Below are 24254 nucleotides of genomic sequence, written 5' to 3'. Positions count from 1 at the left end.
GACGTAGTTGGAGTCATAGCCGATGGAGGCGGTGATGCCGAGGTCATCGTTCACCGGAGCGGGAGCGATTGGGTTTTTAGGAGCAGGAGCGGATGGTCCGGCCACAACGGGAGTGGCGGCCAGTGCCAAGAACCCCAGCGTTTTCAGCAATGCGTTCAATTTCATAGTCTGATTAGTTTGGTATTAGGTTGGTTGGTTGAGGTCGGACACTCGCATGGGATGGATCAAAGCATGTGCTTTAACCCAAAGTACGTGAGCCGTTCAGCCCCAAAACTAGCAGGGGCCGTAACACGTGAAAAGCAATTTTTGCAATTATGGAACAAATTTTTGCATCCTTAATTGCTGCCTTAATTATATGATTGATCTATGTAAAGCAGCCTTCATGCCAAAATCGGTGAAATATTGACATTGAACGGATTGCAGAAGATGGCTAACCCTTGTCATGACTCGTCTGCTGATTTTTACTTTGCTCATAGTGTGGTCATTGCCATTGCATTCCAGTGAGCCGTTTCCCCTCATTCATTTGCGAGTCCGGGTGCATTTAATGCGGTCCATTACGAATCCAAGGTTGCAAACGACACTTAAGGAAAATGAAACACGTGCCCTTTTTGATGAAGTGAACGACATCTGGGCCCAGGCTGGCATTCGATTCGAACTGGAGGCGATTGACAACCTGCAAGCACTCAATCTCGCCCCTAAAAGGTGGTACATCAAGGATCGAGACTGGGTCAAAAAAGCGATTCCAACGGATCTGTTCAGTCCCACCGCCATTGACGTTTGTTTTGTGAAGGACATGGGTCCCAACGGCTTTTTTTACGGCGAGCCGGTGGTGGTCTGCGAAAATCCTGAATTTCATAAGGTTTCTGGCGGCTCAGGCAACCCCGTGGCCCGCGTGACGGCCCATGAACTCGGTCACGTTTTGTTCCTGCAGCATCGGCAGGAGCGCACCAATTTGATGGCGTCGGGAAAGAATGGCGTTTCTCTGAACCCGCAGGAGATCAAGGATGCTAGAAAACGGGCGCTGGAGATTGTTGGGCAGTTGTCTCAGCCTTGAGGCTCAAGCGTTTCTCGCAGGACGCTGCCCAGAGCTTGGATCTGTGCGGCAGTGTGCAAGGCGCTTACGGTGATGCGCAGTCTGGCGCTGCCGCGGGCGACGGTAGGATAGCGGATGCAGGGAATGAGGAAGCCAGCCTCACGCAGGCGAGCACTGACTTCCAGAGCCCGTGACGCTTCACCCAGAATGACCGGCAGAATGGCTGCCGGGCCGGGCGGTGAAGTGACGCCGATTTCAGACAGCAGGGCTTGGGTTTGCGCTGCATGGCTGAGGACATGGGCCCTCAAGGCATCGCCACTCTCACCGCGAATCAGTTTCAAAATGGAGCTCAGCGCATGGGCCAAATGAACGGGAGGGGCGGTGGAGTAGATGAAGCTGCGTGCACGGTTGATCAGCAGGTCAATGACCTGGCGTGAGGCCGCTAGATAGCCACCGCTGAGGCCGAAGGCCTTGCTCAGGGTGCCCAGATGCAGATCCACCTGCTGATCCACGCCGAGTGCGGCGGCGAGCCCCCGCCCCTGCGGGCCCAAAACACCCACGGCATGGGCTTCGTCCACCAGCAGCCAGGCACCGTATCTGGCCTTAAGTTCTGCAATCTCCCGCAGCGGGGCGGCATCGCCATCCATGCTGAAAATCGACTCTGTAACGACGAGCACGCGCCCTTTGGCCGTTTGCAGCAGACGTTCGAGTTTTTCGAGGTGGTTGTGGGGAAAGACACGGATCGTTGCTCCGCTCAAGCGTGCTGCATCGACGAGACTGGAATGGCAGAGTTTGTCGAGGATGATCGTGTCGCCTGCACCCATGAGCGCCGGAATCGTCCCCAGAGCCACGGCAAAGCCACTGCTGAAGGTCAGCGCGGCGGCTGTACCTTTGAAATCCGCCAAGGCTTCCTCCAGCTCGGCATGCGCACGATGGGTGCCGCACACCAGACGTGAAGCACCGGAGCCACCGCCGTATTTGACGATGCCTTCGGCAAGCGTCTGCTTCATCTCAATGGAGTGCGCCAGGCCGAGGTAGTCGTTGGAAGAAAAATTAATCCACTCGCGGCCATCGGCGCGCACGGTGACTCCGTTCAGCTCATCAAGTGGGCGCAGCTCGCGCCAGAGTCCCTGCGTACGCAGCTCATCCAGCTGAGCAGTGATGTCCCATGGGTCGGTGCGTTCCTGCATGCGTCACTCCTTCAGCCGGCGTTCCACCACGTCGTCTTTTGCCACACCGAGGGCCAGTGCCTTCTCATAGTGCCTGCGCGCCAGCTCGATGGCAGGCGGTCGGCGCTCCAGAAGCATCAGGGCCATGTTGAAATGAGCGATGCCGTAATCCGGCTTCAGTTCGATCGCGCGCTGCAGTTCTGCTTCGGCCGCATCCGTCCAGCCCAGGCCTTTGGCGGCGATGGCCAGGTAATTATGAGCGCGCGCATCCTCGGGCTCTTCGTGAATGGCCCGGGTGAAGCAGGAAATGGCACGGTAGGTGTCTCCCTGCTTTTGCAGCAGCAGCCCCAGGGCCGTCCACGTTTGCGCGAGCTGCGGGTTGATCTGCACGGATTTTTCAAAGCATTCGATGGCTTGCTTGGTGTTTCCTGCCTGCTGCTCCACGGCACCCAGATTGGCCCAGATGAGGGCATTGCCATCGTCGAGCTCCAGCATTTCTTGGTAGGCCTTGCGGGCTGCGGGCCAGTCCTGCTTGCCGAAGGCTGCTGCTGCACGTTCACCCAACACCTTGGTGAAAGGGGGCAGCATGCCGGTTTTATCCATCTTGGCCGGGTTGATCGGTGCAGCCTCCTGGGCATGGCTGACCGTGGCCAGAACCAGCAGCGCGGAGATTTTCAGGGGATTCGAACACAACATGGCAGTGACTATGCGCTGAAATTGGCGCAGGAAAACATCTTGCGTACGGAGCATGAGAGGGAATGTTCGCCCGAACAGCCCTAATTTATCATGTTCACCGACACTGACTCCCGCCTTACGGCCCGCCAGCAGGAACTCCTCGAGTACCTGCGCAGCTACCAGCGCACGAACGGTGTGATGCCCTCCACGCGTGACATCCAGCGCCACTTCGGCTTTTCCAGCCAGACCGCCGCGATGAGCCATCTGCGTGCGCTGGAAAAAAAAGGTGTCATCCAGCGCCACGCGCACAAAGCCCGCGCCGTGGTTTTTCCGGAAGATCTCGACCGCGCTGAAATCGTCGATATTCCTGTGTTCGGCCAGATTCCCGCCGGCATGGCCGCAGCTGACATGGTGCAGCATGCCGACCGCTGCATCTCTGTGGATGTGAACACCCTCGGCATTCCACGCTCGGCGAAAAGCTTCGCCCTGAAAGTGCGTGGCGAATCCATGATCGGCGCTCTCATCGGCGATGGCGACCTCGTCATTCTCGAAATTCGCGAACCGCGCCCAAAAGACATCGTCGCCGCACTCATCGATGGTGAGAGCACCTTGAAGCGCTACGTGGTCAAAGATTCTCAGCCCTACCTTCAGGCTGAGAATCCCGAATTTCCTGATCTTCTGCCGGCACGTGAACTTCTCATCCAAGGCGTCATGATCGGGCTCATCCGGCATGTGCGTCAGGGCTGACCCTGATCAGCCGACGTAGCGCTCGCGCAGGTGTTTGATGTGCCACTTGGCATCGGTTGGTTTGCCCGTCGCCTGCGTGATGATCTCCTGGGGCAGCAGGGCGGCACCTTTGCTGTGCACGTTTTCCCGCAGCCAGTGCAGCAGCGGCGCGTAGTCGCATTTTTCCAAGGAGGCTGCGATCTTCCGATTCTTTTTCGCAGAAGCGAAAAGCTGGGCGGCATTGAGGTTCCCCAGGGTGTAGGTGGCGAAATAACCCAGTCCGCCCATGCTCCAGTGAATGTCCTGCAGGCAGCCGTGACGGTCGTCCGGAGGTGTCATGCCAAAGAGTTCGCGATACTCCTCGTTCCACACCTTTGGCACGTCCTGGACGGCAAGCTCGCCCTTCACGAGGCGGCGCTCGATGCCGAAGCGCAGGAGGATGTGGAGATCATACGTGGCTTCGTCAGCCTCCACGCGGATGAAGCTGAACTCGCTGCGCAGCATCTCCTTCATGAAGGCATCGAGTTTTACTTTGCGCAGGTGCGGGAAGAGCTCCTGCGCGCGGGGCAGCCACTTGGCCCAGAAGGTGAGGCTGCGGCCCACGTGATTTTCCCACAGACGGCTTTGTGATTCGTGGATGCCTAGTGAGGCAGCGCTGCCGCTCGGCAGGCCGTAGTCCAGACCCGGCAGCCCCTGCTCATACAATCCGTGACCGGCTTCGTGCATCACGCCGAAGAGCGAGGACAGGAAATCCTTGTCGTCATAGCGCGTCGTCAGCCGAACGTCGCCGGGGCCAAGGGTGGTGCAGAAGGGATGTGCTGTCGTGTCGATGCGACCCGCCTCGAAATCAAACCCCAGGCTTTGTGCGATTTCGCGGTTCAGAATCTGCTGCTTTTCGATCGGATAACGACCTTTGAGCGTGCCCGGCTTCACCTTGGCAGATTTGGCCACGGCCTCGCGGGCGATTTCGGCCAGCTGCGGGCGCAGCTTGGCAAACAGCGCGGCCACTTCGCGTGTTTTCGCACCACGCTCGTAGAGATCCAGCAGCGCATCGTAAGGCTCATCTTCGTAGCCAAACAGATCTGCCTTTTTGCGTGCGATGCCCAGCACCTTCTCTAGATGGGGGGCAAACATGGAGAAGTTGGATTTCCCCCGTGCTTCCACCCATGCCGCCTTGGCATGCGCGCAGACCTCGCTTTCCTCCTCCACGAGTTTTTGCGGCAGCTTCGTCGCACGGTCGATGTCGCGGCGCAGTCCGCGCACGTTTGCTGCGTGGGTTGGATTTTCCTGCGTCTCTGCTTCAGCGCGCTCCAGCAGCTTCAGCGTTTTCTTTGAGGTCAGCAGACTGTGCGCTTTTCCTGTCAGATAGGACAACTGCCGCGCCCGGTGCTCCAGAGCATGCGCTGGCATGTAAGTTTCCTGGTCCCAGCCCAGCACCGCTTCGGTGGAAGTGAGCAGGGCGATTTCAGAAACAACTTCGCGGAGAGATTGGTAGGCGGTCATGTGTGAATGAACTGACAGTGACCGAAGTCATCTTCAAGCACGATTCACGAGTTCCTGTTGTGAAGCTCGGCGCGAATCCATGTCGGTTCGCGGCGAAGGTCGAGAATCGCAAACACCTGCGTTTCGCCAGCTGTTTCTCGGTAGTAGATGCCGAAAGGAAACTTCTCAGAAAGCATCCGATGAAAACCAAAGTGGAGACCATGAATACCGCTGAGCGCCGTCAGCTGCTCGAGGTCTTCGACAATGCGCCGGAGAAAGTAATCTCCAACCCCCTGCTCGATTTCATCATAGAAGTCACGTGCGGCTTCGATGTCTTCCGCCGCTTCCTCCAGGATGATGACTCTCTTCATGACCGGGGCAGGCCAAGTCGTCCTTTGAGTTCTTCAAGCGTGAGAAACTTTCCCTGACCTGCCTCAACCTTGGCCAGACGTTTGGATAGAACATCTCCGTGCCAGGAGGGCGACGACACGTCTTCGGGCGATTTCAGCAATGAGCCCCATATCACCTCCATGGCTTGGAAGCGCTCTGCTACGGTCATGTGCTCGATGTCGGATTCGACGAACATGAGTACAAGATTATCTTCTTCCCTCAATGCCGCAAGCCTCAAGCAGCCACCGGATGCCACGTAGTCTTGAATTCGATCAGCGAGCGGATTTCCTCTAAGCCCTGCATCTTGTCATCGAACCAGTCGATGGGTTCCTCGGACTTCAGCAAGCGCACGCGCTTCACGCTTTCCGCCGCGCCGAGTTTCAGAGTCTTGCGGTCTGCAGCGTTCACCGCGCCGCTCAGTGCGCGGAGGTGTTCATGCATGGCAAAGGTGGGCAGCATCTCGCTGCGCTGGCCAGTCAGCAGATTGACCACCCCGCCGGGGAGATCGCTGGTGGCCATCATTTCTCCCAGGAGGATGCTTGGATAGGGCTGGGTGCTGCTGGCAAGCGCGGCGACGCAGTTGCCACTGGTGATGGCGGGCAGGATCAATGAAACCAAGGCCAGCAGCGGTGAGTCATCGGGTGCGATGACGCCAATGATTCCCATCGGTTCCGTCACGGTGAAATTGAAATGAGCGGAGGCGACGGGGTTCACGCTGCCGAGGATCTGCTCATATTTGTCCGTCCAGCCGGCGTAGTGGACCACGCGCTCGATGCTGGCGGCGACTTCATGAGAGGCGTCTGCTTTTGAAGCGCCGCCCAATGCCACCGCTTCGGCCAGTTCAGCAGCGCGTGATTCCATCATCTCTGCGAGGCGGTATAAAATCTGCCCACGGTTGAAGGCCGAGCGCTTGGCCCAGCCGGGGCCCACTTTGGCTGCTGCTTCCACGGCATTGCGCAGGTCCTTGCGTGTGCATTGCGGGATGTTGGCGAAGAACGCACCGGAAGCATCGTGCAACGCCGTCACGCGTCCGCTCTCGCTGCGGATGAAGGCTCCGCCGACGTAGCATTTGGGGGTTTTGGTGATGGAGAGACGATGAGACATAAGCAACGGATTGGGACAGGATTAACAGAATTGCAGGATCACAGGATTGGGTATGGATGATTCGGAAGTATTCAGGTGGAGTGTGATGGTTTGGGGAAATCCTGGAATTCTGTCATCTTGTAAATCCTGTCAAAAAGGCACCGCATCAATCCACGCGTAAATAATCCAGCATCCCCTGCTTCCCACCCTCACGCCCAAATCCGCTCTCTTTATATCCTCCAAAAGGACTCGTCGGATCAAACTTGTTGTAAGTGTTGGCCCAAACGACGCCGGCTTTGAGGAGGGTGCTCATCTTGAGGATGCGGCTGCCTTTGTCGGTCCAGACGCCGGCGCTGAGGCCGTAGGGCGTGTTGTTGGCTTTTTCGACGGCTTCCTCAGGTGTGCGGAAGGTGAGGATGCTCAGCACGGGGCCGAAGATTTCTTCGCGGGCGATGCGGTGGCTCATGCTGACGTTGGTAAAGATCGTCGGGCGGAAGAAGAAGCCTTTGGCGGGAAGCTTGCAGCCGTTGTCGTACTTCTCCGCGCCTTCAGCGACACCGCTTTGGACGAGTTCGGTGATTTTGCTGAGCTGCTCGCGGCTGTTGATGGCGCCGAGGTCGGTGTTCTTGTCCATCGGATCACCCACGCGCAGCACCGCAATGCGGCGCTTCAGTTTGGCGAGCACGGCATCGGCGATGCTTTCCTGCACCAGCAGGCGGGAGCCCGCGCAGCAGACATGACCTTGATTGAAGAAGATGCCGTTCACGATGCCCTCCACGGCCTGATCCAGCGGCGCATCATCGAAGACGATGTTCGCAGCCTTGCCGCCGAGTTCGAGCGTGAGCTTCTTGTCTGTGCCTGCGAGGCTGCGCATGATGCTCTTGCCCACTTCGGTACTGCCGGTGAAGGCCACCTTCGCTGTCAGCGGGTGGCTGATCACCGCCGCGCCCGTTTCTGCCGCGCCACTGACGATGTTCACCACGCCGTTTGGCAGGCCTGCCTCCTGGCAGATTTCGCCAAACTTCAGCGCGGTGATGCTGGTGGTCTCCGCCGGTTTCAACACCACGCAATTTCCCGCCGCGAGAGCCGGTGCGATTTTCCATGCGAGCATGAGCAGGGGAAAATTCCACGGAATGACCTGCCCCACCACGCCATGCGGCGAGAGCTGCCTGCCGGGCGAGAGATGCTCCAGCTTGTCCGCCCAGCCTGCGTGATAAAAGAAATGCGCCGCCGCCATCGGGACATCGAAATCGCGCGATTCTTTGATGGGCTTCCCACCATCCAGGGTCTCCGCGATGGCAAACTCACGTGCATGATCCTGGAGCAGTCGTGCGATGCGATAGAGGTATTTGCCGCGCTCCTTTCCCGGCATTTTGCCCCACACGTTAGTGAATGCCTTCTGCGCTGCTTTGCAGGCGGCATCGACATCCGCAGCATCCGCCATCGCGATGTCCGCAATCTTCGTTTCATGTGCCGGATTGATGGTTGCGAAGTATTTTCCTGCACGCGGCGGAACGAAGGACCCGTTGATGAACAGATCGTACCGAGGTTTCAGCTTCGGGTCCGCAGTTTCAGGAGCGGGATCGTATTCCCACAGATCGCCGAAGACGAGTTCACGGGCGGGATTGGCCTTGGTTCGGGCAGGCGATTTTGGCATGGCGCTAGTGAAGGAGATCAGGAATGAGAGCGAAAGCTATGACGTTCGAGATGAGAGTGGCCTGGAGGTAGGTGATCAACGCAACCTGAAAACGCATGGACAGAGAGAGCTTCATGGAGGGAAAGCGCCATAATCTTACTCCGACCGCGAGAAGAATGAATCCGAGCTGGAGCAACCCCGGAAGTCCAATGCGGGGGCTCGCGTAAAAAACAGCGCATGGAATCGCCAAAAAACCAAAAAGGGTGAAAAAGGGTTTCGAGAGGTTGAAAGAGGAGAGAAACAAAAAAATCATGGCCTTAATATCCTTCGGTGGCTTCGCTGAAATTCCACGGGGCCTGATAAGCGCCTGTGCGTTCTTTTTCGAGCTGGCGCACGAGGTCATTCAACAACGCCGAAGCACCGAAGCGGTAGCGGCGGTTGTTGAGCCATTCATCGCCGAGGGTTTCTTTGACGGCGATGAGGAAGTGCAGCGCCTGCTTGGCGGTGCGGATGCCACCGGCGGGTTTCATTGAGATGGGAACGCCAGTAGCGAGAAAGTGGTCGCGGATGGCTTCCAGCATGACCTGATTGTTGCCGAGCGTGGCATTGGAAGAAGTTTTGCCAGTGCTGGTCTTGATGAAGTCGCCGGGACGGATCACGCGCATGGCCAGGAAGCTGGCGGCGCGGATGTTGTCATAGGTTTCGAGCTCGCTGACTTCGAGAATGACCTTGAGCGTGGACTGGCCGCAGGCTTCGACCACAGCGGAGATCTCATCCTGCATGCGGCCGAATTCACCGCTGAGAAAGGCGCCGCGATTGATCACCATGTCGATTTCATCGGCGCCATCGTTCACGGCGCCATGGACTTCGGCGAGGCGGGTTTTGAGGGGGGCCTGCCCGCTCGGGAAGGCGGTGGCGACGGAGGCGATTTTCACCGAGGTGCCGCCGACATGCTTTTTCGCGTGCTTCACCATCGCGGGATACACGCAGACGGCGGCCGTGGGTGGGATGTCTCCCGCATCATGCGGGTGTAGCGCCTTCTGGCACAGGGAGGCCACTTTGCCTGGCGTGTCCTTGCCTTCGAGCGTGGTCAGATCGACCATTGACACGGCAAGACGCAGGCCGAAGACCTTCGAATTCTTCTTGAGACTGCGTGTGGTGAATTTCGCCACACGTTCCTCAATGCCGACTTGATCGACTGTGCCGATCTCATCAAAGAGACGACGGAGGCTGGGGGGCGCTTTGGCGGCTGGCATGGAGCTCATTTACATGTGAGACCGTGTTGCTGACAATGACAGAATCTGTGCTCGCAGATTCTCCGGCCCGCGTATGCTTGTGTACCATGAGCAACATGATCCCTCTAGTGTATGATTCGCCGATTTTTCGCATGGCCTGTCAGCAGTTTGATCTGGTGGCCGACTTTTTGGACATTCCTGAAAATGCCCGTGACCGTCTGAAAATGCCCAAGCGCGCCGTGACCGTGGCCATGCCCGTGCGGCGTGACGATGGCAGCACCACCGTATTCATGGGCTACCGCGTGCAGCATCATCTTACACTTGGGCCCACCAAGGGCGGTGTGCGTTTTCACCCGGATGTGACACTGGGAGAAGTGGGCGCTCTCGCCATGTGGATGAGCTGGAAATGTGCGCTCACCGGCCTGCCGTATGGCGGTGCCAAAGGGGGCGTGACCTGCGATCCACGGGCGCTTTCGCTCAATGAACTGGAGCGTGTGACGCGGCGCTACACGCAGGAGCTGATCCCGTTCATCGGCCCGCAGATCGACATTCCTGCACCGGACATGGGCACGAATGAGCAGACCATGGCCTGGATGATGGACACGTATTCGCTGCAAAGCGGCCACTGCGTGCCGGCGGTGGTGACGGGCAAGCCGGTGGGTTTGGGCGGCTCGCTGGGACGCAAGGAATCGACCGGTCGCGGCGTGGCCTATCTGATTTCTCGCGCGATGGACACCGTGGGAATTACAGCCCAGGGCGCGACGGCGGCGGTGCAGGGCTACGGCAACGTTGGTGCCGTGGCGGCAGCGTCCTTGAACCGCATGGGACTCAAGGTCATCGCTGTGAGCGATGCGTTCGGTGGTTTGCACAATGCGAACGGCATTGATCTGGCCAAGCTCGACGAACACGTGGCGAAAACACGCAGCATCGTTGGCTTTGAAGGCGCGGACGCGATCACCAACGAGCAACTGCTGGTCACGCCCTGCGATGTGCTGGTTCCCGCCGCAATGGAGCGCCAGATTACCGGTGAAAATGCCGCGAAAATCCAGTGCCGCATTCTCGCTGAAGGCGCGAACGGCCCGACCACGCCCGAGGCCGATGCCATCATCGCCCAGCGTCCTGAAATCTTCGTGATCCCCGACATTCTCTGCAATGCCGGCGGCGTGATCGTCTCCTACTTCGAATGGGTGCAGGATTTGCAAAGCTTCTTCTGGGACGAGGGCGAAGTGATGAGCAAACTCTACCGCATCCTTGAGCAGGCCTTCGTGCAGGCTTTGAATTTCAGCCGCAAACGCAATGTCAGCATGCGCTTCGCCGCTCTGAGCCTGGGCATCCAGCGCGTGCATGAGGCGAAGCAGATGCGCGGGTTGTTCCCATGATGTGGAATGGGCCGCCAGCCGGTCTCACGATCACTGCATAATCTCTGTCGGGCATTCCGGCAGGGATGACAGGAACGCCCGTCCATACGGCTTGGTAAGGATGCGGTTGTCGAGGATGGCGCAGATGCCTTTGTCGGTGGCAGTACGGATGAGGCGGCCGACACCTTGGCGGAGTTTGAGGATGGCCTCGGGCACGCTGTATTCGGTGAAGGGATTGAGTCCCTGTGCTTCGAGGTGCTCGATGCGCGAGGCGGTCAGCGGATGATCGGGCACCGCAAAGGGCAGGCGGGTGATGATGACGTTGCTCAAGGCTTCGCCGGGCACATCGACACCGGTCCAGAAGCTGTCGGTACCGCAGAGCACGCTGTGGGTGTCGTTCTTGAATTCAGCGAGCATCTGATGGCGTGGCATCCCACGTCCCTGCACGAGCAGCCGCCAGCCGCGTTTTTCACAGTGGGCTTCGAGATTGTCGGCCAGGGAGGTCATCTGGCTGTAGCTGGTGAAGAGGATGAAGGCGCGGCCGCTGCTGAGGTCGATGAAATGGGTGATCCAGTGCTCCAGCCGGTCGAGGTAGCCGGGTTCCGAGGGCTGCGGCATTTTTTTGAGCAGATAGAGCTTCATCTGCTTTTTGAAATCGAAGGGGCTCTCAATGCATGCCGCACGGGCATCCTCAGCGCCGACGCGATTGCGGAAGTAGTTCAATTCCGTGTCATCGCCAATGCCCAGCGTGGCGCTGGTGAAGACGCAGGCCTTGTGGCTGGCGAAGAAAATCTGTCGCAGACGTGGCGCGACATCGACGGGCGCGGTGTGAAAAGAGACGATGCGGTTTTCGTGGCTGGTGCGCTCCACCCAATGGACATGGTCTTCGTTTTCCTGATCAAGGAAGGCTTTGATGCCGACACGAATGGCAGTGAGGCGTTTGGAAAGATCGAGGAGTTCGAGTTTCGTGCCTTCACGATCGACGGCATCGCCTGCTTTCTGGGCACGCAGTGCGAGGCGTTGCAGCGGCAGGCTGAGTGTGTCTTCAATCAGGCCTGCTTCGCGCACGCGGAATTCCCGGCCCATGGTGTTGAATTTGCACGCGGCCTCAGCGCCACGGAAAAAGGTGTCCACGCTGTCCAGCGTCTGCAGTACCTCACGCACGCCGTCTTTGTCGCCCACGAGCTGGAAGAATCCTTTGCGGCTCTTCGGATTGTGCAGGCGGCCGAGTTCGAATTTGATGTTCGATTCGCTGATGTGCAGGCCGAAGGCGCGCGCGGCCACGTTCTCGATGGTGTGGGCCTCGTCGAGAATGACGAAGTCACGCGGGAAGAGGAAATTGCAGTCCTCGGTGCTGGTTTCATCGGCGGAGGCCAGCAGCGTGAAGAAGAGCGTGTGATTCAGCACCACGACGTCCGCCTGCTCCATGCGACGGCGCACGTCCTGATACCAGCAGCGGCTGCCGGGCGGGCAGCGACGGGGGGTGCAGGCATGCGGCTCGCTGCACACGAGCGACCACACGCGTGCGCTTGGCGTGAAGTCGAGATCACTCAGCGTGCCGTCCTCGGTTTCGGCCACCCAGTCGAGCAGCATCTTCAATTCGCTGGCTTCGGAGGTGGAGAAGAGATCGCCAGACTCATTGAGCGCTCGCTTGAGACGCGTGGGGCAGATGTAGTTGCCACGGCCTTTGAGAATCTCCGCATGGAAATCGCCGATGAGCTGTTTCACGATGGGAATGTCCTTCGTGATGAGCTGCTCCTGCAGATTGATCGTATGGGTGCAGATGATGGCCTTGCGCTTCTGCTCCAGGGCAAACGTGACGGCGGGAACAAGGTAGGCGAGAGACTTGCCGACACCCGTTGCAGCTTCGCACACAAAGGCGTGATTGCCGTCCAGCGCCGCACCGACCAGCTCCGCCATGCGCTGCTGTTGCGGTCGATATTCAAACTGCGGCGACTCGGACATCTTGCCCTGATCCGAGAACGCGTAGTGCATGCGCGGCGCCAGCGGCGGCCGCGAGATGCGGCCTGTCATTCCTTCTTCGTGATCTTCAGCGACGTGAAACATGCGGGGGTGGTGATAGCAGAGAGCGGAGCCTTCAGGGCAATGGAGTTTTTGAGCAAGAGGTCATTTTCCGCGTTCGAACCACACGACATGCAGCCCGAGCTTTTCCGCCAGCTGACGACCCACCTGCGGTCCCAGGACCAGCAGAGCCGTGGCAAAGCCATCAGCTTGGGCTGCGCTGGGGTGAATGACACTGACCGAGGCGAGCTTGTGCTCAATGGGGCGACCCGTGCGCGGATCCAGAATGTGCGCGTAGTCTTTCCCATCCGCAGAGAAATGCTGCCGATAGACACCGCTGGTGGCGATGGATTGATCTTTAAGCCGGAGCGTCTGTGCAGATTCTCCGGGCGGTGCCGCAGGTGTTTGGATACCGACGCGCCATTCACCGCGTGCGAGGACTTCACCTCCGATTTCGAGGAGGAAATGGGTGATGCCTTTGGATTCCAAATGCTGCGCGAGGTGATCCATGGCCCAGCCTTCTGCGACGGCGCTGACATTGATGCGCAGTTCCGGAATGTCTTTGCGCAGGGCAGGGGGATCGTGTCGGGTGTGCAGATGCTGCCAGCCGCATTGGGCTTTGGCACCCGCGATTTCGGCCTCAGTGGGTGTGGTGTCGCGTCTGCCTTTGGCACCGAAGCCCCACAGATCAATGAGAGGAGCCAAGGTGATGTCGAGCGCGTGGTCGGTGTCGTTGCCAATTTGCTGCGCGAGTTCCACGACTTCCACGAGTTCAGCCGGCACGGCGATCCAGTCTGTGCTGGTGGAGGCATTGATGCGCGAAAGGGTGGAGTCAGCCTGCCAGTGGCTGAGGATGGACTCCCAGCTATCGAGCTGCTGCTGTATCTTTTTTTGAGAGATGATGCCAGCCCCACCATCCACTCGCAGGCTCCACGTCGTGCCCATGGTGCGACCGCCGAGAGTGACAGGCTGGGCATCACGAGAACAGCCGCTGAGAAGCAGGAGCAAAAGAGCAAAACGCATGATGAGAGAAAGTGGCGAGGCTTGCCGTTTCAGCCAGCACGATGAATCAAGCCCCCCTTTCCCGTCGCCGCGCCCTTCAAACGCTGTTTTGCTCTTCCGCTGCGCTGGCGTTGAATGTGAGGCCGGATCGGGCTGCTGCTGAGATCGCCAGGGAGGGCCTGCATCTGCTCATGATCGGCGACTTTGGAACTGGAGGTGTGGACCAGATCAAGGTGGCGGGAGCCATGCAGAAATTCGTGAGCGACAATGGCGTGAAGACCGAGGGGCTGCTGATGCTGGGAGATAATTTCTACGGCCCTGTGAAGGAGGGGTTTAGCGTGGATTCGCCGCGCTGGCAGAAGGACATCGAGAAGATGTACCCGGCCAGCGTCTTTCCGGGGCCGATGTGGAGCGTGCTGGGAAACCACGACTACCATGACAACCCGGGCGGTGAGAAGGTGCAGCTGGCCTATGCGGCGCAGCCTGGAGTGCGCTGGAAGATGCCGGCGAAGTGGTACCGCTTTGATCTCGGACCCGTGACCAAGCCGCTGGTGACGTTCATCTGCCTGGACACCAATTTTCCCGCCATTTCGGGCGGCGAGAACAAGAAGACGAAGAAACCACGCGGCTCACTGACCGCGGCGGAGGAAAAGGAGCAGCTCGCCTGGCTCAAGGCGGAGCTGGAGAAACCGCGTGCGCCATTCACCATCGTCATCGGTCACCACCCGCTTTACTCAAACGGCGATCATGGCGACACGAAGCAGCTGATCGCGCAGTGGGAGCCGCTGTTTCAGAAGCATCAGGTTCACGCCTATCTGTGCGGCCACGATCATGACCTGCAGCATCTGGAGATGAAGGGCCTGTTCACCACGCATCTGCTCTCAGGCGGTGGCGGCGCAAAAACGCGTAAACTCGATGGCAAGCATGAGGTGCCGTTTGGCAAGGACGTGCATGGCTTCACGCATCTGCAGGTCACGTCGAAGGCGCTGACCTTCACGCATCACTCGGCGGATGGCGGAGTCCTGCACACCGTGACGAAGCTGCCGGATGGCAGCTTCAAAATCGGCTGATCACTTGTAGCCGGTGACCATCGCGCAGGGCACTGTTTTGCGCTTGCCCTCCTCCGTCTGGTGAATGGCCACCATGTACATGCCGGTTTTCTTCGGCTTGTAGAAAAGCACAAAGCCCCAGCCGTCGAGCACAGGCAGGATGTCCCCGGAGGGTTTGCCTTCGAGGTCGAGCACAGCGCCGGTGACGTGGACTCCGGAATGTTTCGGCACTGCAATGCAGAAACAGTACTCATTGCCCTTGAAGAGCTGCATGCGGGTGGCCTTGCCGAGCTTGGGTTCGAGCACGTAGGTCCTGACCTCGGCGCGGATGTTGTAGCCTTCCGCCTCCTGATCATAGGCCAGGGCGCTGGCGGCTTTCTCGGCGTCTTCATTGTCACCCGCATGCAGCCAGGCCGCAGGGGTGAGCAGCATCAAGATGCAGAGGGCAAGGAAAGCGAAGGGGGATGGGGCGGCGGGGGTGCGCATGACACGAAGGGGCGGAGAAATTTTACTCTCACATGCGAACATAGCCGTTGCATCAGGAAAATCCCAAGTTTCTGTTCCGCTGTTCGTGCCTTTTCTGGTTTTACGAATATTCACCCCCCTTTAATCCCCCTCATTCATGGCTTCTGTAGTCTTTTACATGGAGGACGGCACTACGCTCGTTCATAAGTTGGAAAGTGATGTTGCCACTATTGGCAGACACCCTGAAAACGATGTCGTGCTTACCTGTCCTTCCTCCTCGGGGCGGCATGCCATCATTAAGGCGTCAGAAAAGGGGGTTTATGTGCAGGATCTTGGCTCCAGCAACGGCACCCGCGTCAATGGCGCTGAGATCGAGGAGGCGCTGCTCAAGGATGGCGACCGCGTGGGCTTTGGGGATGTGCAGGCTGTTTTCTACGCTGGGGATGCGCCTGCGGTGCTGGAGGAGAAGCCGCTGGCCACGCCACGCTTCTCCAAGGCGCTGCCACCGCCGGCTCCCGTCGGTGCTGATCCATCAACCCCGGCGGCCAGGCCGTCGCCTGCCCCTGCTGGGCGCCCTCTCAGCCCTGTGAGGCGTGCTTATGCCAAGCCTTCCGCAGGCAGTTATCCGGACACCACCGAGAGCGGCTGCATGACCGGGATCATTGTCACGGGCATGTTCGTCATAGCTTTTGTCGTGGGACTGGCCATGCGCCACTCGAAAGAGATGGATGGCAACCTCCTGGAAGACCTGAAGGACAAGGTTTTTGGCTCCATGCCCAAAATCAAAATCGAGCGCAAGGAAGAATAGAGGTCTTCACAAAGACCGCCGGTAGCCATCACACCGGTTGTGCCAGCCGGACAGCCAGCGTTGTTCTTTGCGTTCCGCCGGAGCATTTGCCACCCGGCGGCTGAGCACGCGCTTGGCGGCTTCGGCAAACTGTACATTCCAGGCAGTGTAACTGCTGGGCGTTTCTCCCATGGCCTGCAAAACTTGGAGCAGCCCCCAGCCTTGGCCCTTGTAGCGTTCCGTCGCTTTGGTGCCCTCGCCCTTGAAATTCACGTAATCGATCAGGCAAAACGTGCCTTCTGGTGTTGTTTTCAGGGAATCAAAGGCCATTTTGACCCAGGCGCGCTCTCTGGCCGGAGCTTCCGCCAGCATCTTGGGCAGCGCAGCTTCCATGCGGGTCATGATGAATTCCGTCTGCTGCCTGACCGTGCGGCTGAGCAGCGCCCGCAGTTCCTGCTGCCGTTCACCATTCCGGTCTGCCTCAAAGGCGGCCTTGCTCGGCCAAGGGCAGGCACTCCGCGCCCAGGCAGGCGTGGCAATGCCATGAGCCTCTAGAAAAGCCAGCAGCGGTGGGAAACTTTCTGCAAATGGACCGCTGCGTCCCTGCGGGTACCAGATGAAGTGCCCGATGCCTAAGGAGGCAAAATCCTCCCCCCCATTCCAACTGGTCAGCCCCGCCACCGTGCCGCCACATTCGTTTTGCCAGATCCGCCTGCCGACGCGGTCCATTTGCGCTGAGGATAAACGCGTTCCGGTGCCTCCGCTGGAGGGCGGAACCTCAGCACAACCCTCCAAACTGCTCAAAACCAGCGCCAAAAGGCTGAAATATTTGATGAATCGCATGGCTTTCATATTTTAGAAATCTTAAATGATGCTGTGCAATCGAAGTGGTTTTTGTAACAATAGGTTCTTAACCCATCTTCCCTATCGACTGATTTCATTAAGTTTGATTCACTGATTTTTCACCCTTATTCTCTCGACCCTTTAGTTCTTTCTGCGCGTCCGGCATGCCATATCTGGCTTTCAACCTTAATGATGGAAATGAGTTCGTCTTCGACATCCTCGAGGAACGGCTGTCCATCGGACGTGAAGCCAGCAATAACATTGTCATCGACAACACGTTCATTTCCAGCTTTCACGCGGAATTTATCCGCCAGCCGGATGGCAGCTACGAAATCGTCGATTTAAAGTCATCCAACGGCACCTTCGTCAATGGCAGGCGCGTGGAACGTTTTCGCGTCAAAGGGGGGGATCGCATCATGTTCGGCCAGCTGGAAAGCAGGTTTCGAGAGCGGGCACCCAAGGGGCTGGCATCGGATGGCGGTTCCAAATCCGTTTCCGTCGCCAAAGGACAGCCAAGTCGTGAGGATGGTAAAAAGGGGGACACCGAAAGCATCCCGGCGCGGGACAAAGGTGACCTGCCAAAATCCACCCCTGAAACTGGCAAGATTGAAGTCACCAAGCCGGTCGTGCAGCGGTCTCAGTCCGATGCCCCGCGTCCGCCCGGCGGCAGTGCTCCGCCTCCTGCGCTGATTCCCAAGCCGTCCGCTTTTAATCCTCCTGCGTCATCCAAGTCGGCGGTCGAATCGCGTAACGCGACTGAAAAACTCCACCAGCAGCGCGATTCCGTGCCTGCCGAAAGTGACTTGGAGCAGAAACGGCGTGATGAGATCCGTTCACTGGATGCCACGCTTGAAGTTCGGCGCAAAGAACTCAGCCAGACGCAGGCCGAGATCACCGGATTCAAAAGCGAACTCGAGACACTGCGCGGCCAAGTGCAGGGTGCCCGGGCCGAAGTGGAGAACGCGAAGACGGACGCCGGCAAGCTTGACGTCAAACGCCGTGATCTAAGCAACACCGAGAGCAAGCTCGAATCCACCCGTGCCCTCGTCGTGAAAGCCGAGGAGGACTTGAGCACCGCGCAGAAGAGCCTGCTGGCCCTGCACGCTGAAGCCGACAAGCAGCGCAAGGAACGCGAAACTGCGATAGCCAAGCTCGTGGCCGAGGAAGCGGCTGCCAAGGAGAAGGTGGCGTCCATCAACCAGCTTCTTGTCACGGCGCAAAAATCTGAAGCGGATCTGAAATCGCAGCGCAGTGGAGAGCTTCAGGCGCTCGATGCCCAGCTTGCGGCCAAAGCAACTGAGCTTGCGAAGGCCCAGGCGGATCTCTCCCTGGTGCTGGGAAATCTCACCGCGCAGCAGGCTGTGCTGGGCAAAACCGCCGAAGAAGCCCAATCCCGGGAGAGCACACTGGCCAAACTGGCCGCTGACGAGGCCGCGACTGCGCAGAAGCTTGCAGCTTTACAGCAGCAGGCAGCCGCTGCGGATGCCGAGGTGAAGCGCCTCACCGCGCTGCAGACAGACGCGCAGAAATCCGAGGCCGAGCAACGCACAAAACGCAGTGCCGAACTTCAAGACCTCGACAGCCAGCTGGCAGGCCGGCGTGTCGATCTGGAGAAGACCCAGACGGAACTGGCGAAAGTGCAGGGGGATCTTGCGAGCCGAAGCGATGCTCTGGAAAAGACCGCGGCGGAGGCGTCGGCGCGTGAAGCCACCGTCGCCAAACTCATCACGGATGAAGCTGCCAGAGCCAAAAAACTTGGCGAACTTCAGGAACAGGTCAGCAGCGCCGAGGCGGTGGTGCAGCGCCTTGTCTCCTTGCAGGCGGACACTCATAAGTCCGAAGCGGAGCAGCAAATCAAACGCAGTGGAGAACTGCAGAGACTCGATCAGCAATTAGAGACGAAGAGCACTGAACTCAAGAAGACACTGGCCGATCTGGCGAAAGCACAAAGTGATCTCACCGCGCAGCAGGGTGCGCTCAAGCTGACCTCGGAGGATGCGAAAGCGCGTGAAGCCGCCGTCGCCAGGCTTGCTGCAGACGAAGCCGCCGCGACACAGAAGCTTGCGGAGTTGCAGAAGCAGATCAGCGATGCCGATGCGGAGGTGAAGCGTCTAACTGCTTTGCAGGCTGATGCGCAGAAGTCCGAAGCCGAACAGCTCACGAAACGCAGCGCTGATTTGCAGGACCTCGACAAGCAGCTCGACCTGCGCCGCGCGGATTTGGCGAAGCTCGAAGCCGAGCGGGAGACCCGGCAGAACGAAATCGAGGCCGTCAATGCGTCGCTGGCCAAAGCTCAGGAGCAGGTGCAGCATGCACAGAGCCAGATCGCGCAGCTGGGTGGTGAGGAAAAGGCCATCACCGCACGCGTTGGCGAATTGCGCGGCAACGAAGAACGACTCAATGCCCTGACCCAGACCTTGGGACAGATGGAAAACCAGCGCGGCGCGCTCGATGCCGCCATTGCCGCCCTGCTTGGCAGGCAGCAGTCCCATGAGGCCGATGCGAGCACCGCCGAGCAACGCATGAAGGCCCTGCGTGCCGAGCTGATCGAACTGGAGCAGCAGCACGTCGCCGCCGAGCAGCAGCTTGCAGCGCTGCATACGCAGAAGTCAGAGGCTGAAACCGCTTTCGCCACTCAGGAAAAGGAAGCCCTGGCGAAACTCGCGGACATTGACCGGCAGGCCAAGGACACGCGCAAGCTGGACGAGGCCGAACGGTTGGAGGCTGAGAAGCGCCAGGCGGACCTCGAAGCCCAGATCGCAGAGCGTGGGACGCGTCTTGCCGAAGTGCAGGCCCAGGTGAAAGAACTTGAAGACAAGGCCGCTGATCTCACCAACAAGCTGGACGATCTTTCCTCGACCGATTCGAAACTCAAAGACGCAACCGACGCGCTGAAGGCCGTCGAATCGCACAAAGCCGAGGTCCTGGCTGCGGTGGCCGCCTTGGTCAAAGACCGGGATGAACGCACTCGCGAGCTTCTCGCCGCCACCGAGCATGGCCGTGCGCAAACGCTGCTGACACAAACTCTCACCCAGCGCCGCGAGGCAATGGAAAAAGAGGTGCATCTCATCGAGGAGCAGCAGACTGAACTTTCCCAGGCCATGGGCAGGCTGCGCGAGCAGGTGAGGGTGGTTGAAACCGAGCTCAAGGAGCGCGAGTCCACACTTGCCGCCGCCGAGCAGCGCACCAAAAATCTCGAAGAACTCGCCGCCACCGCTGATCAGCAGTTCAAAACCTTGCAGGCCGAGCACAAGAAGGTCACGGAACAGCTTTCGCTGGCCAAAACGGATCTTGAGCAGTCGGTTGCCGCTGCGATTGAAAAGAAGAAAGACGCTGCCACCGCCGCCGCCGCCGCCGAGAAAAGCTCTCAGCAGCAGCTCATGCTGGTGGAAAAAATCAGCGGCCTGGAGGCCGTCATCGCCACGCTCACGACGACTCACGCCAGCACGCAGCAGAAACTCTCCGCCGCCGAGTCGGACCACCAGAATCTGCAGGACCGCCTGACCGCGCGGCAGAAGGAAATCGCCGGGGCGGAGGCCCGTGTGGCCGAACTCACGCAGCAGACCGCAGGTCTCGATGATCGTTTGAAGGAGCTGGCTGCCGCAAACAAGCAGAACGCCGAACTGAACAGCGCCATCACCGCTGCCACGCAGGAGCGTGACAAGCTGCTGGCTGAAACACAGCGTCTGACCAAGGAGCGCGCCGAGCTTGAGTCGGTGCTGCCAGATCTGCGGGGCAATGTGACGCAAACCCGTGCCGAAGCGGATAATCTGAAGGCCGAGCTCGCGGGCCTGATCAAGGACCGTGACGCCGCTGCGGCGACGCTGAAGGAATCGCTGGCTCAGCGCATGGCCTCCGAGACCGCCGTCGAAGCTCTGCGCGTCGAATCGATCAATCTCGACAAAATTCTGAGCGACAAGCGCAGCAATCTCGAAGCCGAGACCAAGGCAAAACTCGCGGAGGCGAACGCAGCAGAAACGCGCCTCAAGGGTGTGGAAGAGCGCATTGCCATTGCTGAAAAGCGGCTGGCCGAACTGGCGGAGGTGGATGCACGCCTCGCCACGGCCACCAAGACTCTCAGAGATACCGAAGCACAGCGGCAGGCGGAGGAGAAGGTGCTGGTGGAACTTTCCCGCAATCAGGACAGGCTGAAGAAGGATTGCGCCACGCTCGATGCGTCCCTGAAGACCGAGAATGCGAAGCTTGTGGAGCTGACCAAGGCCGTCAAAACCAGTGAGGCCAAAGCATTGGAGGCTGAAAAACGCACGGATAAGGCCGTTGCCGCGCAGCAGGCGGCCGAACACAAGCGCATCGAAGCCGAAGCCGCTGCCGAGAAGGCGCGTGCGGAGGAAAGGAACCTGCGGAAACAGATTCCTGCGCTGACCACCGAGCTGGCGGGCATTCAAGCTCAGCTGGTCACTGTGACGAAGGAACGCGAGGAGGCTTCGCAGTTTGTTACCCGCCTGAACGTCACCACCGACGGCCAGAACAAGAAGCTGGCCGAACTGCAGCAGCAGGTCACCCAGTTGGAAGAGGCGCACAAAGTTCGGGAAGAACGTGTGATGAAAGCCCAGGCGGAGGTGGACAAGGAGTCCGCACGTCTGAAGGCGGCGCAGGAACAGTCCCGTGCGGCCGAGGCGCAGCTCAGTGAGCTGGAAAAGGAGGTCAAAGACGCCAAGTTGAAAGCGGATGCAGCGAAGAAAGACGCCGCCGCGATCGAGGGCGAACTGCGCCAGCGCCTTGACCGCGTGCAAAACCTCAAAGCCGACGAGGAACGCCTGCTCAAAGTCATCGAGACGCAGAAGTCGGAACTGGCAGAGGTGGACATGACCCACAAGGAACTGCACACCAAGATCGAGGCGCGGAAGAACGAACTCGGCGAATTCATCCATGTCGGTGGCAAAATTCTCGGCCTTGGCCAGGCGCTGGCAGGGCTGGAATCACGGCAGACCGAGATCAACAAATCTCTGCGCAAGGCCTCAGAGGAAGATCTGGCGATCCAAGTCAAACTGAACGCTGCGCAGGAGGCTCTGAACCGTGAAGCCGCACGTGCCGAGCAGGTGCGCAAGGATCGCGAGGCTGCCGATGCCGAATTCAAGAAATTCAGCGCCGACATTCAGAAACAGGCTGCGGCTCTGCAAAACTACGAACTGGAGCAGAAGAAGCGCATCGCCGAGCTGGAAAAACGCATCACCGACCTCGGCGCCACGCAGCAGCGAGCCGTGGGGCAGATCGACGAAACCAAGGCCGAGCTGGTTCGGCTGGAAGGCAAAAAGCAGGAGTTCGCCCAGGCTGAGGCCCAGCTCAAGCACTGGCAGGACATCGAAAAACGCCTGCGGGGCCAGCTCGTCGAGCTGGAGGAGAAACACGAGATCATGCGCCGCGGTCTGCCCACCGAGGAAAGCACGGTGGTCATGTTTGCCAACGACATCATCAAGCGCATCGACCTCATTGACGCCCTGGTGGCCCGCTACGCCGGGACAAACGGCAGCGACGTGCCGCAGCAGCTCGTCACCCTGCGTGCTTCATTCGAGGATATTTTGCACCAGCACGGGGTGACCGAATTTGACGTGCCAAACGGCACCGAAGTCGACATTGAGCTGCGCAAACGCATTGCCGTCGTGGATTCGCTGCCCGGCAAGTCCAAACCCCGGGTCACCGAAAGCTGCCGCTCCGGCTTTATCTTCTCGCGTGGGGAGGGACACGAGATTATCCTGCGCAAAGTGGAGGTCCGGACCTCCAGCCAGTAGCCCCCTCCGGAAAATTTTCTCACACACATTGTTATGGCTGAATACGTTGGAATCGACCTTGGCACCACCCTCTCGGGGCTGGCCTACCTGAAACCTGATGGCAACCCAGAAATCGTGCCCAACGCTGACGGCGAGCGACTGACGCACTCCGTGGTGTTCTTCGATTCGCATGAGGACGTGAAGCTCGTGGGCAGCGCCGCACGTGACGGTGGCGAACCCGATCGCACCATCTTCCAGATCAAACGCTACATGGACGACCCGGAGCATCTCGTGGAGATCGACGGCAAGAAATGGACGCCGGCGGAAATTTCCGCGCTGATCCTCTCCAAGCTGAAGCGTGACTGTTCCAAGATCTGCGGAGACATTAACGAGGTCGTCATCACCGTGCCGGCAAACTTCAACGAACTGGCCCGCAAGAGCACCATCGCCGCCGCTGAAATGGCCGGCATGAAAGTGAAGCGTCTGGTGAACGAGCCGACGGCGGCGGCGGTCTACTACGCTCACTCCCAGGGCGTGAAGGGCCGCATCCTGGTGTTTGACCTTGGTGGCGGCACCCTGGACACGACGATCCTCGAGGTCGAAGGCGACAACATCAAAATCCTCACCTCCGAAGGCGCTCGGCATCTCGGCGGCAGCAACTTTGACGACATCCTCCTCGAAGCCTACGCCGAGCAGTACAAGAAGCAGACCGGCGCGGCGCTCTACAGTGATGAACGCCACCGCCGCCGCGTGCTGCAGGCCACGGAGGACGCGAAAAAGATGCTCTCGAAGCTCCAGCGCGTGAACGACACCGTGGCCAATGACCAGAACAGCGGCATCGCCCGCATTGACCTGAGCCGCGATCATTTTGAAAAGCTGATCCGCCACATGCTCACCCGCACGGTGTTCCTTGTCGAGCAGGCGCTGGATTCCGCGAAGCTGAAGACCACCGACATCGACCATGTGGTGCTCGTCGGCGGCTCGACGCGCATTCCGAAGGTGAAGTCCATGCTGGAGAAGATGTTCGGCAAGACGCCCAAATCCTGCGGCAACGTGGATGAGTGCGTGGCGCTTGGCGCGGCCTTGTTCGCCAAAAAATCGGCCCGCATCCAGGAAGTCTGCAATGCGAGCTACGGCACGCTGGCCATGGTTTACAACGCGAAGACGAAGGAGGAGAAGCTGATGAACTCCATCGTGATTCCCAAGAACACGCCGATTCCCTGCTCTCGCACCCAGGTGTATCAGACCTCCGAGGACAACGAGCGCGTCATCGAAGTGGACATCACCCAGGGCGAGGATGAAGACGCGAAGTTCGTCGATGTCATTGGCCGCCTGACCTTGGATGTGCCGCCGAACCGCCCGAAAGGCTGTGAAGTGGCCGTGACCTTCAGCTACGATGAAAATCAGCGCGTGCGCGCCCTGGTGGTGGACAAGCAGTCCGGCCGCAGCAAGGAAGTCGCCGTGACTTACAAGGGTGCAGGCGTGCTCTCAGAGGAAGAATTGAAGCGCCGCAGCCAGCATCTTCGCGCCATGCGCATCGAATAAACGGTCAGTCACAGAAGGAAACAAC

The 24254-nt window shown here is 59.3% G+C and carries 19 protein-coding genes; 7 read left to right on the top strand and 12 right to left on the bottom strand.

What is annotated here, in order from left to right:
• Positions 1-442 precede the first annotated feature (442 nt).
• Positions 443-1054, top strand: a complete 612-nt coding sequence (locus AC24GY_RS13325) for a hypothetical protein (protein WP_422321515.1) — start codon at positions 443-445, stop codon at positions 1052-1054.
• On the opposite strand, the gene AC24GY_RS13320 is transcribed toward AC24GY_RS13325, so the two are convergent.
• Positions 1045-2223: an aminotransferase class I/II-fold pyridoxal phosphate-dependent enzyme gene (locus AC24GY_RS13320; RefSeq protein ID WP_487683628.1), complete on the bottom strand. Its 1179-nt coding sequence runs from the start codon at positions 2221-2223 to the stop codon at positions 1045-1047. The two genes, AC24GY_RS13325 and AC24GY_RS13320, sit on opposite strands and share 10 nt — an antisense overlap.
• Before the next feature lie 3 nt (positions 2224-2226).
• Positions 2227-2898 (bottom strand): tetratricopeptide repeat protein, encoded by a 672-nt coding sequence (locus tag AC24GY_RS13315; protein WP_487683626.1) that lies wholly within the window; start codon positions 2896-2898, stop codon positions 2227-2229.
• A gap of 90 nt (positions 2899-2988) precedes the next feature.
• Between AC24GY_RS13315 and lexA the strand changes: the two genes are divergently transcribed.
• Positions 2989-3624, top strand: a complete 636-nt coding sequence (gene lexA, locus AC24GY_RS13310) for a transcriptional repressor LexA (RefSeq protein WP_422321518.1) — start codon at positions 2989-2991, stop codon at positions 3622-3624.
• 6 nt (positions 3625-3630) lie between these two features.
• Here lexA and AC24GY_RS13305 read toward each other — a convergent pair whose 3' ends face one another.
• The 6 genes from AC24GY_RS13305 to deoC all read right to left on the bottom strand — a co-directional run bounded on the left by AC24GY_RS13305 (position 3631) and on the right by deoC (position 9450).
• Positions 3631-5106, bottom strand: coding sequence for a carboxypeptidase M32 (locus tag AC24GY_RS13305; RefSeq protein WP_487683622.1), 1476 nt, complete (start codon positions 5104-5106; stop codon positions 3631-3633).
• 44 nt (positions 5107-5150) lie between these two features.
• Positions 5151-5456 carry a type II toxin-antitoxin system RelE/ParE family toxin gene (locus AC24GY_RS13300; RefSeq protein WP_487683619.1) on the bottom strand — a complete coding sequence of 102 codons (306 nt, stop codon included), beginning with the start codon at positions 5454-5456 and terminating at the stop codon, positions 5151-5153.
• Positions 5453-5671, bottom strand: coding sequence for an addiction module protein (locus AC24GY_RS13295; protein ID WP_422321521.1), 219 nt, complete (start codon positions 5669-5671; stop codon positions 5453-5455). The genes AC24GY_RS13300 and AC24GY_RS13295 overlap by 4 nt, the downstream gene beginning before the upstream one ends.
• A gap of 38 nt (positions 5672-5709) precedes the next feature.
• Positions 5710-6579 carry an aldehyde dehydrogenase family protein gene (locus AC24GY_RS13290; RefSeq protein WP_487683616.1) on the bottom strand — a complete coding sequence of 290 codons (870 nt, stop codon included), beginning with the start codon at positions 6577-6579 and terminating at the stop codon, positions 5710-5712.
• 145 nt (positions 6580-6724) lie between these two features.
• Entirely contained in the window at positions 6725-8155 is a 1431-nt protein-coding gene (locus AC24GY_RS13285; RefSeq protein WP_487683650.1) for an aldehyde dehydrogenase family protein, read from the bottom strand.
• Positions 8156-8511: 356 nt separating this feature from the next.
• On the bottom strand, positions 8512-9450 hold the full coding sequence (gene deoC, locus AC24GY_RS13280; protein ID WP_487683612.1) for a deoxyribose-phosphate aldolase: 939 nt from the start codon (positions 9448-9450) through the stop codon (positions 8512-8514).
• A gap of 86 nt (positions 9451-9536) precedes the next feature.
• Between deoC and AC24GY_RS13275 the strand changes: the two genes are divergently transcribed.
• Positions 9537-10808 (top strand): Glu/Leu/Phe/Val family dehydrogenase, encoded by a 1272-nt coding sequence (locus AC24GY_RS13275; RefSeq protein WP_487683609.1) that lies wholly within the window; start codon positions 9537-9539, stop codon positions 10806-10808.
• A 30-nt stretch (positions 10809-10838) separates the two neighbouring features.
• Here the strand turns inward: AC24GY_RS13275 and AC24GY_RS13270 are convergent, their stop codons facing one another.
• Both AC24GY_RS13270 and AC24GY_RS13265 read right to left on the bottom strand, forming a co-directional pair.
• A complete protein-coding gene (locus AC24GY_RS13270) occupies positions 10839-12854 on the bottom strand; it encodes an ATP-dependent DNA helicase (protein ID WP_487683606.1) in 2016 nt (671 codons plus the stop codon).
• Between the two features lie 60 nt (positions 12855-12914).
• On the bottom strand, positions 12915-13832 hold the full coding sequence (locus AC24GY_RS13265) for an FAD:protein FMN transferase (protein WP_487683604.1): 918 nt from the start codon (positions 13830-13832) through the stop codon (positions 12915-12917).
• A gap of 41 nt (positions 13833-13873) precedes the next feature.
• Here AC24GY_RS13265 and AC24GY_RS13260 point away from each other — a divergent pair, with 41 nt between their 5' ends.
• On the top strand, positions 13874-14881 hold the full coding sequence (locus tag AC24GY_RS13260; protein ID WP_487683601.1) for a metallophosphoesterase: 1008 nt from the start codon (positions 13874-13876) through the stop codon (positions 14879-14881).
• Here AC24GY_RS13260 and AC24GY_RS13255 read toward each other — a convergent pair whose 3' ends face one another.
• Positions 14882-15346, bottom strand: a complete 465-nt coding sequence (locus tag AC24GY_RS13255) for a hypothetical protein (RefSeq protein ID WP_422321528.1) — start codon at positions 15344-15346, stop codon at positions 14882-14884.
• Between the two features lie 136 nt (positions 15347-15482).
• On the opposite strand from AC24GY_RS13255, the gene AC24GY_RS13250 reads away from it, so the two are divergent.
• Entirely contained in the window at positions 15483-16133 is a 651-nt protein-coding gene (locus tag AC24GY_RS13250; RefSeq protein ID WP_487683597.1) for an FHA domain-containing protein, read from the top strand.
• Between the two features lie 6 nt (positions 16134-16139).
• Here AC24GY_RS13250 and AC24GY_RS13245 read toward each other — a convergent pair whose 3' ends face one another.
• On the bottom strand, positions 16140-16841 hold the full coding sequence (locus AC24GY_RS13245; protein ID WP_487683594.1) for a hypothetical protein: 702 nt from the start codon (positions 16839-16841) through the stop codon (positions 16140-16142).
• Between the two features lie 278 nt (positions 16842-17119).
• On the opposite strand from AC24GY_RS13245, the gene AC24GY_RS13240 reads away from it, so the two are divergent.
• On the top strand, positions 17120-22705 hold the full coding sequence (locus tag AC24GY_RS13240; RefSeq protein ID WP_487683591.1) for an FHA domain-containing protein: 5586 nt from the start codon (positions 17120-17122) through the stop codon (positions 22703-22705).
• Between the two features lie 33 nt (positions 22706-22738).
• A complete protein-coding gene (locus tag AC24GY_RS13235) occupies positions 22739-24229 on the top strand; it encodes an Hsp70 family protein (protein ID WP_487683588.1) in 1491 nt (496 codons plus the stop codon).
• Positions 24230-24254 lie beyond the last annotated feature (25 nt).

It is taken from the genome of Prosthecobacter sp. Pr1 (assembly GCF_057652315.1).
Note: the sequence above shows the minus strand (reverse complement) of the source record. Positions and strands in the feature narration are given on the sequence as shown.